This is a genomic window from Catenovulum sp. 2E275 (assembly GCF_025515275.1).
Lineage (GTDB): Bacteria > Pseudomonadota > Gammaproteobacteria > Enterobacterales > Alteromonadaceae > Catenovulum.
This window is the reverse complement of the sequence record NZ_JAOPFU010000006.1, coordinates 75,606-87,963: the sequence shown is the minus strand read 5'-3', so window position 1 is coordinate 87,963 and position 12,358 is coordinate 75,606. Positions and strand designations below refer to the sequence as shown.

Genomic DNA, 12,358 nt, shown 5'->3' with positions numbered 1-12,358 from the left:
TAAATCAAAATTTAAACTCCGTATTTTAGGGCCTGCTGCTCTTTTGAGGGCAGTTTTGCAGCAGTTTGACTTAATCCATTATGCCTTCACTCTACACCTCGCTTAACAAGCATTTAGTTAGGACAAAATTTATACCCCGAATGTCAATCGGCCCTAACTTTTTAAAAAATTTAGTTTTGCTTTTGAGTAAACTGCTTTATGCTGGATTTAGTGTAAAACAACCTATGTATTCAAATGCTAAAGTTTTATAAACGCCCGCCAGCTATTCGCGCAATCAGTTTCGATTTGGATGATACTTTATACGATAATGTCCCTATTATTAATAAAGCCGAATCTAGCCTGTTAGCTTATCTTAACTCTAAATATTCAGCCTATCTGAACTTAGATGCTGAAGTATGGCAGCAGAAAAAAGCAGACTTTATCGCTAAAAACCAATTAATTGCTCATGATGTATCTTTGTTAAGAAAACGTTTTTTAGCCGATTTATTGACCAACTCAGGGGTAGGTGGTGCAAATAGCAAAGCGCTGCAAGCGTATGAATATTTTCATCAACACAGAAATAACTTTATGGTGTCTCAAAACTGTATTGATATTTTACTGGAACTCAAAAAACATATTCCATTAATAGCTATTACCAATGGTAATGCTGAACCAGAATTAATTGGTTTGGGTGGTATTTTTGATTATGTGATTCGCCCGCAAGATGAATTATTAATGAAGCCGGATCAAGGCATTTTTTTAAAAGCGTGTGAGTTATTAAATTTACCAGCCCAGAATATTGCTCATGTGGGCGATAGCCATATCACAGATGTAAAAGGCGCGGTGCATAGTAAAATGATTGCAGGCTGGTTTAATCCGCATGGTGAATTACTTCAAGGACAAACTTTACCTAGCTTTGAATATACAAATACGCAGGATTTGTTAAGTTTAATTTAAGTTAAAACTTATTTTATGAATGTAGTTAGGTTAGCGCCTGATGGTATATCTTTCAACTTTACTTCATCAGGCTGTTTACAAAACGCTTTGTATCGAACTGAAAGATGTTGAGCAAGCCGCTCAGATAGCCAATATAGAAACAGAAAAAGTAATGGCTGCTATGCCACTTTCGCTGGCTTAAAATAAATTCCCCTCAGGTTATTTTATCCCTTTATGCTGTTTAATTGCTTCATAAGCAGCTTGAATATCTTGCGCTTTTTCCTTCGCTAACTTTAATGCTTGTTCCGGTAACCCCTGAGCGCTGAGTTTGTCTGGGTGATGTTGAGCCATTAATTTTTTATAAGCTTTTTTGATTGTTTTAGCATCATCTGATTCTTTGATACCTAATATTTGATAGGCATAATTTAAGCTCATGCCAGTTGGTTGAGCTGTTTTTTGTCGACCTTTTTGGTGATAGTGAGTGCTTGCTTCGTTTTGTTTTATAATGCCATCTATAGTTAATTTATTAAACCCGAGAATAGCCCCAATAGAATATAAAATATCACGGGCTTTAGGATGCAACTGGCCATTTGCTAATGCGGCCTGAATTTGGATCTCTAAATAAATCAGCATAAAATCGCGGCGGGCATAACAATAGTTTTTAAACTCAATAACGGTTTCTTCTACTGGAAAATGAGCTTGTTTACCTTCTCGATAAGCGGTTTGCGCTTCTTTTCTTAATTCACCATTTAACCCCATTCTATCCATTAAAACAGAGGCCAGTGCAATATCATTTTCGGTTACTCTGCCGGATGACTTGGCGATATGCCCCATAATTGAGAACAAACTATGAAAGAAAATCGCTCTGTTTTTTAAACTGACTTTACGGCGCATTAAGCTTGAAAAACCACCGCTGTCAGATAAAGCTTGGGCATAGCCTTTGTCAAAATAATAGCCGATTATAAACCCGATAATGGCACCAGGAATATTAAACATCATAGAGCCAAAAATTAACCCCAGAATTTTGCCCCAATTACTTTTTCTCATTTAAACCCTTTTCAACTCTTTGTTTTATCTGTGCTAACCTTTCTGGTGTGCCAATATCTGACCATTGACCATTGTGTATTTCGGCGCTTACTTTGCCTAAACTTATCGCTTTTCGCAATAATTTACCCAAGGCTAATGGCATTTCGTGTTCACCATTAAAAAAATCTGGGTGGTAAACAGCAATACCTGAAAATGTATAACTCTTATTAGTTTGGTTTAGCTGGGTGGCAAGATAGTTTTGGTAGCCAAAGTCACCAGATAAATTATGTTCAGGATTATCTACCAATACAATATGCGCCAATTTATCATGCAGTGTTATTTGAGTTAATTTGGCATAATTAAAATCACACCAAATATCAGCATTAACGACAACAAATGGCTGGTTACCTAACAAAGGAAGCGCATTGATAATGCCGCCCGCGGTTTCAAACTCATCTACTTTTTCGGGACTGTACTGAATCCGGCAATTGTAGTTTGATCCGTTGCCTAATTTTGCTGGTATCTGTTCACCCAAATAAGCATGATTAATAATAATATCGCTAATACCCGCTTTAACAAGCGCTTCGATTTGATATTCAATTAAGCTTTTGTGGTTTACCTCAAGCAAAGGCTTAGGGCGGCTCAGGGTGAGCGGCTGCATTCTTGTGCCTTTGCCTGCTGCCAGAATCATCGCTTTCATTTGTTATCTTCTTTTATCTTTTTTAGTTATTTTCAGCCGCTTGTTTGGCAATAAATTCAGGGTATATCACTTCATCAAACCAATCAGAAAAAGCTTTAAGTTCTGGATATTGTCCCGCAGCTTGCCTGATATAATTAACCACATCGGCTAAGTGTTTTAAATAACCAGTTTTGTTGTCTCTTAGCGCTAAACGGGTAAAAATACCTGCACATTTTAAATGTCGCTGAAGGCCGGTTAAATCAAACCAAGTTTGCCATTGTTGAGCTTCAATATTAGGGTAATATTGGCTTCTGTAATCTTCACTCAATTGGTTTACAACCTGTTGTGGCCAGACCAAATAACAATCTTTTAGCAGTGATACTAAGTCATAGCAGATTGGGCCAATTAACATACCTTGAAAATCAATGATTAATGGCTGATTAATATCGCCTGCTTTGAGCATAATATTACGAGAATGAAAATCTCTGTGTACGGCAACTTGAGGTTGGCTTAAAAATTGTTGGGTTAAAAATAAATTGGTTTCTTCCAGTAACTTTTTTTCATCGTTGGTGAGTGAATGAGCCAAATAGTGCTCAACAAACCAGTCTGAAAATATAGCGAGTTCAGTTAATACAAAAGCTTTGTTATATTTGTCTATTGAAGTAAGTAAGTTTTTACTTATGTTTTGTATTTTATAAATGCTAGACCAAAGTAAAGGGTATAAGCTGGAATAGTTGCCTGCATTAATAATATTGGCAAGATGCAAATCACCTAAATCAGATTGCAACATAAACCCTTGAGTTAAATCTGCGGCTATTATCTCTGGTGTCGCAATATCATGCTGGTGCAGAATTTGAGCTAACTCAATAAATAATGGATTGTTTTCTGTAGCAGGAGGAGCATCTACTGCAATAAAATATTGATTATTCTGAGTGACTCTATAATAACGCCTGAAACTGGCATCACCGGAAATCAACTCAAATTGACAAGCTTGTTCATAATTGTTGAGCTGCTGGTTTACCCATTGATAAAGGCATTGCTCGCGTAAGCTTTTTTGTTCCATATAGTTTTTTCAAATTTGTGAAATATTGTTTTATTTTCTCATTTTATCGCTATTTAAGCCCAATATAAGCGGGTTTAAAAATAGCCGAGCGAGGTATTTTGTTTTATCATACCGCTTTGAATGGTTTTAAGTAAGTTGCGTGAGTCGGTTTTAGGACAATTCCTCAATTTTTTGAATTTGGTTTTTATTTTTGTGATCCGTATTTTAGCCACTTTTATTTTTTTATTTTGCCCGCCGTTAGTTGCGGCCCAGTTGCAATGCTATCAAGCTGTTGAGTTGGGTGACGAATCTGAGCATGATGATGTGCCGGGATTATGGTCATCATTTAAAACAAATGATCAATCTTTGATGATTGTATCTGACAGAACCGAAGTTGGTTTAGATAGCTCAGCTCAGTTTTTTGGTGAAGTCAGTATTATTCAGGGAACCAATTCAATTACGGCAGATTCCGCCCAAATTTCCAATGATAGAAATACCATGACAGCTTCTGGCGGCATTGTATTTTCAAGCGGCGGCACCAAAGTTTATAGTGAATCTTTACAAGCAGAAATTGATGCCTCCGCTGTGCAACTGAATCAATCAAAATATCAGTTAGCTAACTTTTTAGGCCACGGGCAGGCTGAAATTTTTCGAGTTGATCAAAAAAATAAAAGCATTGAATTAAAAAATGCAGACTTTACCAATTGCCCTCCTCAAAATGCGCCAGACTGGCAACTTATTTCTAGCGAAATTAAATTATCTATGGATGAAGAATGGGGTGAGGCATGGCACAGTCGGATTGAAGTATTTGAAGTGCCGGTTTTATATTTGCCTTATTTTTCTTTCCCGTTAAGTGATAAACGTAAATCTGGCTTGTTATATCCAAGTGTATCAACGTCGAGTCAAAGAGGATTTGACTTAACCACGCCATATTATTGGAATATCGCTGAAAATTTTGATTTAACTTTATCGCCTCGGATGATGACAGAGCGTGGCGGCCAATTAGGAACTGAGTTCAGATACTTGCAACCTAATTATCAGGGCGAATTTTATATGGAATGGATGTCTTACGATAAAGCCTTTGAGCCTGATCAGGATAGCGGTAATAACAATAGCAAAACCCGAAGCGCAATTCGCTGGCTACATCAAGCAGATGTTTACCAAAGCTGGAAAAGCGACATTGATATTATGTTGCTAAGCGATGATGGTTATATCAGCGATTTGGGATTTCAGGATTATAGTCAGGTTGATACGCATGTTGAGCGATATATTAAACTCTACCAGCAACATGAAGATTGGTCGTTTGATTTAACGGTAAGAGATTTTGAGGTATTTGGTCAGCATACCCAGCCATACCGTACTTTGCCTGAAATGCAGTTTTGGTACGGTGGTTTAGTTGATGACGAATATTGGTCGGTGGATTTACCGGCTGAATTTGCTTGGTTTCAGTCTGATGATAGCCAGTTAACTGAGGCATTTAGATTTCATAGCGAACCTAAAGTCACTTGGTCAATTTATCGGCCAGCATGGGAAGTTATTGCACAAGGTTCACTCGCCTCTACTTTATATGTTCAGGAAAAAACACAAAACGGTCAACTTCTGCAAGATGAATATGAGCAAATTGGCCGTGTTTTACCGAGATTCAGAATCAGTGGACGTTTAATTTTAGAAAGACCGCTGGACTGGTTTGGCAGCGCAATGAAACAAACGCTTGAGCCCAGAGCGCAATATTTACGAGTGCCATACACAGATCAATCTAATATTGGGTTATACGATACCGCGCTATTGCAGGATGACTATTTTGGCCTGTTTAGAGAAAATCGTTTTAGCGGCATTGACAGAATACCTGAGTCGAATCAAGTTACGCTGGGGATGACAACCCGTTTATTAAGTGACGAAAACAGGGAAAAGTTTAGATTTAGTGTCGGCCAAATTTTTTATTTAAAAGAGTCCCGAACCGATTTTGTTGATTTTAAACAAACGACCGAAAAAGGTGAATCTGCATTAGCGGCAGAGCTGGACTTTGATATTCGTAAAACTTGGTTTTTGCATTATGGGTTGCAGTTTGACACCCAGCAGGGAGAAACCCGAAAAAGCCAGTTAACAGTGGATTATCACAGAAACGAAACTCACCTGTTGCAGTTAAGCCACAGGTACGTAAAAGATATTTCAGGTAACCCTATTCAGCAATTAGGTGTAACCAGCTTGTGGGAAATTACGCCGCAGTGGCAAACCTTTGCTAGTATGCATCAAGATTTAAAGCTAGATCGAACTGTTGAAGCCAGAGTCGGTCTATTATACGAATCTTGTTGTTGGCAGTTACAATTTGGCTGGCAAACTAAAGTTAAATCTAATTTAGCTGCGATAGATAGCCAAACATCAGTACCAACAGATGAAAGAGATTCAGGTCTAATGTTTACCTTTACCATTACCGGTTTTGGACAAAGTAACAATCAAGGCCTAAAAGTGCTAAACTCGGGGATTTTCGGCTACCGAACTCCTAATTTTTTAAACCAGTGAGTGATTCATGAAACAAATTAAAAAAATGATAACCATGTTATGCGCTAGCTTGATAATCATAACCAATGCGCAGGCGGTAGAGTTATTAGATAAAGTTGCAGTGATTGTAAATCAAGGGGTAATTTTAGAAAACGAAATTAAAACCATGACGGCAGAGCTAAAAGTTCAGGCAAGTCAGTCCGGTCAGGAATTACCGTCAGATCAGGCTTTGCGAGTACAGGTAACTGAACGTTTGATTACCAATGAGTTACAGCAGCAATTTGCCCAGCGTATTGGTTTAGAAATCAGTGATGCACAGGTGCAACAAACTGTGCAGGAAATTGCAGCCAAACAAAATACTTCAGTTGAAAACTTACGCCAACAAATCATTAATAATGGCGGCGACTATGAATCTTATTTAGAGCAGGTTCGTCAGGAATTAACCGCAAGCGAAGTTCGCCGCGCTATGGTATCAAGACGTATTTATGTATCACCGCAGGAAATTGAAGGTTTAGTTACTTTATTAAAAGAGCGTGGGCAGAAAAACGAAGAATATAATCTAGGCCATATCTTAATTGGTTTACCGTCAGATGCGACTGCCGATGAAATTGAAAACAGCAAAACTCGCGCTGAAAAAGTATTAGCGCTGTTAAAAGAAGAAGACAGCGACTTTAAAAAAGTTGCGATTGGTGCGTCATCTGGTGCGAGAGCTTTAGATGGTGGTGATTTAGGTTGGATGAACGTAAACGAAATGCCAACCTTATTTGCCGAAGCGGTCGTAGATCAGAAAAAAGACGCGATTATTGGTCCGATTAGAAGTGGTGCGGGTTTCCATATTTTGAAAATCTTTGACATCCGTGGTCGCCAATCTGTTGAAGTTAAAGAAGTAAGCGCCCGTCATATCTTAGTTAAACCATCGATTATTGTGAGTGATGAAAAAGCTAAAAATATGCTGAGCAAATTTTTAATTGACGTAAAAGCCGGTGACGCAGATTTTGCCGAACTCGCTAAAGAATACTCAGAAGACCCTGGTTCAGCGGTAAAAGGTGGTGAACTGGGCTGGGCTGATCCGTCAATGTATGTTCCTGAATTTAAAAATGCTTTGGCTGAATTAGAGCCGGGCGAATATTCAAAACCATTTAAAACAGCACATGGCTGGCACATAGTGCAATTACTTGATCGCCGAACGCAAGACGCGACAGAATCTGCTTATCAGGATAATGCTTACCGTATGCTGTTTAACCGTAAATTTAATGAAGAAGCCGAAGCATGGATTAGAGAAATTCGCGATCAGGCTTATATCGAGATTTTAGGTAACAACAATTAATGACTTTTAGAATTGCAATTACACCGGGTGAACCTGCTGGTATTGGCCCTGATTTAGTATTAAAAATAGCCCAGTACGACTGGCCTGCTCAGCTTATTGCTGTTTGTTCTGAGCAGCTTTTACGTGAACGGGCAGAAAAATTAGGTTTGGATATTGAGCTAATTACTTATGATCCAAATCAAGCAGCCTTGCCACAGAAAAAAGGCACTCTAACCATTTTACCAGTGGAGCTAAAAGCGCCTGTTGTTTGTGGCGAGTTGAATGCTAAAAATGGCCAGTATGTTGTTGAAACCATGCGCATTGCTTGTCAAAAGAATATGGATGGTGAGTTTGCTGCTATTGTGACCGGGCCGGTCAACAAAGGCATTATTAACAAATCAGGGATTTCTTTTAGCGGGCATACCGAGTTTTTTGCTAGTGAGTCGAATACGGCTGATGTTGTTATGATGCTGGCAACCGAAGGATTGCGAGTTGCACTAATGACAACTCATATCCCGCTGGCTTATGTATCTAAAGCAATTACTTATGACAGAGTAATAAAAGTCACTGAAATATTGCACAGTGAACTCCAGTCTAAATTTGGTCTTGATAAACCAACTATTTATGTATGTGGGTTAAATCCCCACGCGGGCGAAGATGGTCACTTAGGTACAGAAGAACTAACAACCATCACCCCCGCATTAGATGAATTGCGTAGCCGCGGTATGAATATTGTTGGCCCGCTGCCGGCAGATACCTTATTTCAAGATAAATACCTGCAACATGCTGATGCAGTATTATCTATGTATCATGATCAGGGTTTAACTGTGTTGAAATATAAAGGGTTTGGCAAAGCGGTTAATATTACTTTAGGTTTGCCTTTTATCCGAACTTCGGTTGATCACGGTACCGCTTTAGATTTAGCCGGTACAGGATTGGCAGAAGAGGGTAGCTTTTTAGTGGCATTAAACGAAGCAATTACGCTGGCGGAACGTTCAAAACATGACAGATAAAGTACATTTAGGGCACAGAGCCAGAAAACGTTTTGGTCAGAACTTTTTAACCGATGACTATATTATTGGTGAAATTGTTGATGCAATTGCACCGGATGATAACTTTGTAATGGTTGAAATTGGGCCGGGTTTAGGGGCGTTAACGTTTCCGGTAATGGAGCAAGTTGAACACTTAAATGTTGTTGAGCTTGACCGAGACTTAGTGCAGCGTTTTGAAGAAGATCAATTACTTAAACGTAAACTAACGGTTTATCAGGCTGATGCAATGAAATTTGATTTTGCTCAGTTGATAACTGGCGATAAAAAAATGAAGTTGTTTGGCAACCTGCCGTACAATATTTCAACTCCTTTGCTGTTTCATTTATTTGAGTTTTGTGACCAAATTTCGGACATGCATTTTATGTTGCAAAAAGAAGTAGTTGATCGCATGTGTGCTGAACCTGGTAGTAAAGCGTTTGGCAAACTCAGTGTGATGACACAATATTATTGTGATGCAGAGCCGGTTGTGGCAGTTGACCCTAATTGTTTTACGCCAGCGCCTAAGGTGGAGTCTGCCGTTGTGCGATTAATGCCAAAACAAGTTCGCGCTGATGTTGATACTAAAACTTTAGAAAAAGTCGCCAGTGCCGCCTTTAATCAAAGACGTAAAACCATTCGTAATAGCTTAAAAGATGTATTAGACGTTGCAGATTTTGAAACTCTGGGGTTAAATCCAACTTTACGGGCAGAGTCTTTAACTCTGGATGAGTTTATCGCTATTGCTCAATTTGTCAGCCAAAAGTAGTTAAGAATTCAAAAATGATCAATCCGCAAGATGCTATTCAAATTCAAACTGAAACCTATTATGTTGATGAGCAGTCCGATCCTAAAGAAGACCGCTACGTATTTGCCTATACAATTACGATTCACAACAAAGGAAATCAAGCTGTTCAACTTAAAAGCCGTTATTGGCTAATTACGGACAGTAATGGCAAAAAAGTCGAAGTGCAGGGCGATGGGGTTATTGGTCAGCAGCCAGTGATCAAACCCAATGGTAAATTCCAGTATACCAGTGGAGCCGTGGTAGATACGCCAGTTGCAACTATGGAAGGCCACTACGATATGATTGAAGTTGAAAACGAGCAATCATTTAAAGCGCCAATTAATGTATTTAGATTAGCGCAGCCTAATATTCTAAATTAATCCAATTTTAAGTTTAAGCAGAGTCAGGTCGAGGTAAATGGCACATTATTTTGTTGGTGATATTCAAGGTTGTTACGATGAGCTAATGCGCTTGTTGGACAAAGTGAAGTTTGATCCTAAACAAGATATTTTATGCCCGGTTGGTGACTTAGTGGCTCGTGGTCCCGCCTCTGAAAAGGTTGCTAAGTTAATGCTGGAGCTGGACTCGGCTGTAGAGCCAGTTTTAGGTAATCACGATTTACATTTATTATCGATTTATGCTGGTTTTTTTGAACCTAAAAAAAACGATAAACTTAAAAAGCTCCTGAATGCGAGCTACCTTGAAAAATATGCTAAATGGCTGCGTAAACAACCGTTAATTAGACAATACCCTCAATTTGATATTGTGATGAGCCATGCGGGTATGCACCCGAGTTTACCGGTTTCTGAGCAGCTCGTTTTAGCCGCTCATGCGGAACAAAAAATTAATTCAAAAGATTATAAAATATGGCTTGAGCGGATGTATGGCAATGAGCCGAGAAAATGGCGTGCGCATTTGACCGAAGAAGAAGCTTTTCGTTTTATTATCAATACAACAACTAGAATGCGTTATATAGATGCCGAAGGCGGTTTAGATTTTAAATGTAAGCTACCGCCAGAACAAGCTCCGTTGGATTTATCGCCATGGTTTGATGTTGAAACGTATAATCCACAAACTTTTGTATTTGGCCATTGGGCTGCTTTATTAGGCCATACCCGCAATAGCCAATTTATTGGTTTAGATACAGGGTGTGTGTGGGGAAATCATTTAACTTTGTATAAAGCAGAAACCAGAGAGTTTTTTATTCAACAAAGTTTGAGTTAATACAAATTAAGCAACCTGCAAGCTTATAAAGCGGTCACACTTTAAATTAACGCCGCCGCTTTAATTTGTGCATAAACCGGCATGCCCGCATACAGTTTTAAATCATGCACAGCTTTATTAGAAATTTTGGCATATAACAGATGCTCACCTGCATTTAAGGTAATTAACTGCATGCCGGAATCTAAAGTCTCTATTTTTTCGATGACCACAGGCAAAATATTTTGAATGCTGGAGCCTTGAGCTTGCTGTAAACTAATACTCACATCTTTCGCCATAATTTTGAGTCTGAGTTCTTGTTCTGGCTGGACATTTATTTGGCTTAACCAAAGGTAAGTTGTACTTTTTTTTCCGGCCGACTTTAACGCTACTTTCATTTGTTGCCATTGCTGTGCCGTTTCAATTAACTCTGCACTTAAAAATACAGCTTGTTCATTAAGTTGGCGATTAGCCTGATTTAATAAATCAAAAGATTGCTCGATAGATTGGTGTGAAATAATTTGCCCTTTTTCCAGCATAATCAGCTGATCTGCTAATCTGGCAACTTCTTCCGGGCTATGGCTGATGTAAATAATCGGAATATTTAATTGCTGTTTTAATTGCTCAAGATAAGTCAGTATTTCGTATTTATGTTTTAAATCGAGCGAAGCAAGTGGCTCGTCCATTAATAATAGTTGAGGTTGAGCCAATAACGCTCGGCCTATCGCAACCCGTTGTTTTTCACCGCCAGATAAAGTTGCCGGAAACTGAGCTAATAAAGGTGTTAGTTTTAAAAGTTCAACAACCTGAGATTCGCTGATATGTCTGTTTTTTCCGGCTCGTTTTATGGCGTAATTTAAGTTATCACGAACGGTTAAATGCGCTAATAAACTCGGTTCTTGAAAAACATAACCAATTTGTCTTTTATGAGTCGGTAAAAAAGTATGTTTGTTTTGCCAATATGTTTGGCCAAATTGGATGCTGCTTTGGCTGTGTTTTTCTAATCCAGCTATGCATCTTAATAAGCTGGTTTTCCCTGAACCCGAATGACCAAAAATTGCGGTTACTCCGCTTAATAAAATTTTAGTATTCAGATTTAAATTAAATTGTGGGCGGTTTATCCGTACATTCACAGATAAATAACGCATTGAATCTGCATCTTGGTGTTTGTGGAGAGAGTTAAAAAACATGATTTACACGGCTTTGTTTACGATTAAGTTGAAATACCAGTAAGAGCACAACAAATGCAAATATCATCATTAATGCAGACAATTGGTGTGCCTGTGCATATTCTAAGCTTTCTACATGATCATAAATTTGTACCGAAACCACTCTGGTTTCACCGGGAATATTACCGCCGATCATTAAAATAACACCAAATTCGCCTACGGTATGCGCAAACCCCAGTACAGCCGCCGTTAAAAACCCCGGTTTAGCATTTGGCAAAACTACACTGAAAAAGCGATCAAGCGGGGATGCGCCTAACGTTGCTGCTACTTCTAGCGGACGGGAGCCCATTGCTTGAATGGCATTTTTAATAGGCTGGACAACAAAAGGTAAAGAATAAAAAACCGAGCCAACAACCAAACCACCAAAACTAAAAGCGAGTCCGCTTATACCAAGCATTTGCGTTAATTGCCCTAACGGGCCATTTGGCCCCATTGCAATTAATAAATAAAACCCTAAAACCGTGGGGGGTAAAACTAAAGGCAAAGCCACAATTGCATTAATTACCGGGGTTAACCGGGATCGGCTAGTTGCCAGCCAATAAGCTAGTGGAGTGCCAAGCACCAATAAAATCAGGGTAACCAAACCGGCTAATTTAAGCGTTAATATTATCGCAGAATAATCAGCCTGATTGAGTTCCAACATGAGT

13 protein-coding genes are annotated in these 12,358 nt (G+C 38.9%); 8 read left to right on the top strand and 5 right to left on the bottom strand.

From position 1 onward, the window contains the following. Positions 1 to 234: 234 nt before the first annotated feature. Both N7931_RS05560 and N7931_RS05555 read left to right on the top strand, forming a co-directional pair. Positions 235 to 936, top strand: coding sequence for an HAD-IA family hydrolase (locus N7931_RS05560; protein ID WP_262792526.1), 702 nt, complete (start codon positions 235 to 237; stop codon positions 934 to 936). Between the two features lie 40 nt (positions 937 to 976). Further along, positions 977 to 1,117, top strand: coding sequence for a hypothetical protein (locus N7931_RS05555; protein ID WP_262792525.1), 141 nt, complete (start codon positions 977 to 979; stop codon positions 1,115 to 1,117). A gap of 17 nt (positions 1,118 to 1,134) precedes the next feature. Here N7931_RS05555 and djlA read toward each other — a convergent pair whose 3' ends face one another. Genes djlA through N7931_RS05540 form a run of 3 tightly spaced genes read right to left on the bottom strand, consistent with a single transcriptional unit; the run spans position 1,135 to position 3,683 of the window. Continuing rightward, on the bottom strand, positions 1,135 to 1,962 hold the full coding sequence (gene djlA / locus N7931_RS05550; RefSeq protein ID WP_262792524.1) for a co-chaperone DjlA: 828 nt from the start codon (positions 1,960 to 1,962) through the stop codon (positions 1,135 to 1,137). Beyond that, complete coding sequence (gene murU, locus N7931_RS05545) at positions 1,949 to 2,641, bottom strand: N-acetylmuramate alpha-1-phosphate uridylyltransferase MurU (protein ID WP_262792523.1); 693 nt, start codon at positions 2,639 to 2,641, stop codon at positions 1,949 to 1,951. The genes djlA and murU overlap by 14 nt, the downstream gene beginning before the upstream one ends. 22 nt (positions 2,642 to 2,663) lie before the next feature. Beyond that, positions 2,664 to 3,683 carry an aminoglycoside phosphotransferase family protein gene (locus tag N7931_RS05540; protein ID WP_262792522.1) on the bottom strand — a complete coding sequence of 340 codons (1,020 nt, stop codon included), beginning with the start codon at positions 3,681 to 3,683 and terminating at the stop codon, positions 2,664 to 2,666. 192 nt (positions 3,684 to 3,875) lie between these two features. Between N7931_RS05540 and N7931_RS05535 the strand changes: the two genes are divergently transcribed. Genes N7931_RS05535 through N7931_RS05510 form a run of 6 tightly spaced genes read left to right on the top strand, consistent with a single transcriptional unit; the run spans position 3,876 to position 10,506 of the window. Continuing rightward, positions 3,876 to 6,182, top strand: coding sequence for an LPS-assembly protein LptD (locus N7931_RS05535; protein WP_262792520.1), 2,307 nt, complete (start codon positions 3,876 to 3,878; stop codon positions 6,180 to 6,182). Positions 6,183 to 6,189: 7 nt separating this feature from the next. Next, positions 6,190 to 7,488, top strand: coding sequence for a peptidylprolyl isomerase SurA (gene surA, locus N7931_RS05530; protein WP_262792519.1), 1,299 nt, complete (start codon positions 6,190 to 6,192; stop codon positions 7,486 to 7,488). After that, complete coding sequence (pdxA, locus tag N7931_RS05525) at positions 7,488 to 8,480, top strand: 4-hydroxythreonine-4-phosphate dehydrogenase PdxA (protein WP_262792518.1); 993 nt, start codon at positions 7,488 to 7,490, stop codon at positions 8,478 to 8,480. Before surA ends, pdxA begins: the two co-directional genes overlap by 1 nt. Continuing rightward, positions 8,470 to 9,264, top strand: a complete 795-nt coding sequence (gene rsmA / locus N7931_RS05520) for a 16S rRNA (adenine(1518)-N(6)/adenine(1519)-N(6))-dimethyltransferase RsmA (RefSeq protein WP_262792517.1) — start codon at positions 8,470 to 8,472, stop codon at positions 9,262 to 9,264. Before pdxA ends, rsmA begins: the two co-directional genes overlap by 11 nt. Positions 9,265 to 9,278: 14 nt before the next feature. Further along, on the top strand, positions 9,279 to 9,662 hold the full coding sequence (apaG, locus tag N7931_RS05515; RefSeq protein WP_262792516.1) for a Co2+/Mg2+ efflux protein ApaG: 384 nt from the start codon (positions 9,279 to 9,281) through the stop codon (positions 9,660 to 9,662). A gap of 37 nt (positions 9,663 to 9,699) precedes the next feature. Then, positions 9,700 to 10,506 carry a symmetrical bis(5'-nucleosyl)-tetraphosphatase gene (locus N7931_RS05510; RefSeq protein WP_262792515.1) on the top strand — a complete coding sequence of 269 codons (807 nt, stop codon included), beginning with the start codon at positions 9,700 to 9,702 and terminating at the stop codon, positions 10,504 to 10,506. Between the two features lie 41 nt (positions 10,507 to 10,547). On the opposite strand, the gene modC is transcribed toward N7931_RS05510, so the two are convergent. Then, positions 10,548 to 11,630 (bottom strand): molybdenum ABC transporter ATP-binding protein, encoded by a 1,083-nt coding sequence (gene modC, locus N7931_RS05505; RefSeq protein ID WP_262792513.1) that lies wholly within the window; start codon positions 11,628 to 11,630, stop codon positions 10,548 to 10,550. A gap of 31 nt (positions 11,631 to 11,661) precedes the next feature. After that, positions 11,662 to 12,354 carry a molybdate ABC transporter permease subunit gene (gene modB, locus N7931_RS05500; protein ID WP_262792511.1) on the bottom strand — a complete coding sequence of 231 codons (693 nt, stop codon included), beginning with the start codon at positions 12,352 to 12,354 and terminating at the stop codon, positions 11,662 to 11,664. Between the last annotated feature and the right edge of the window lie 4 nt (positions 12,355 to 12,358).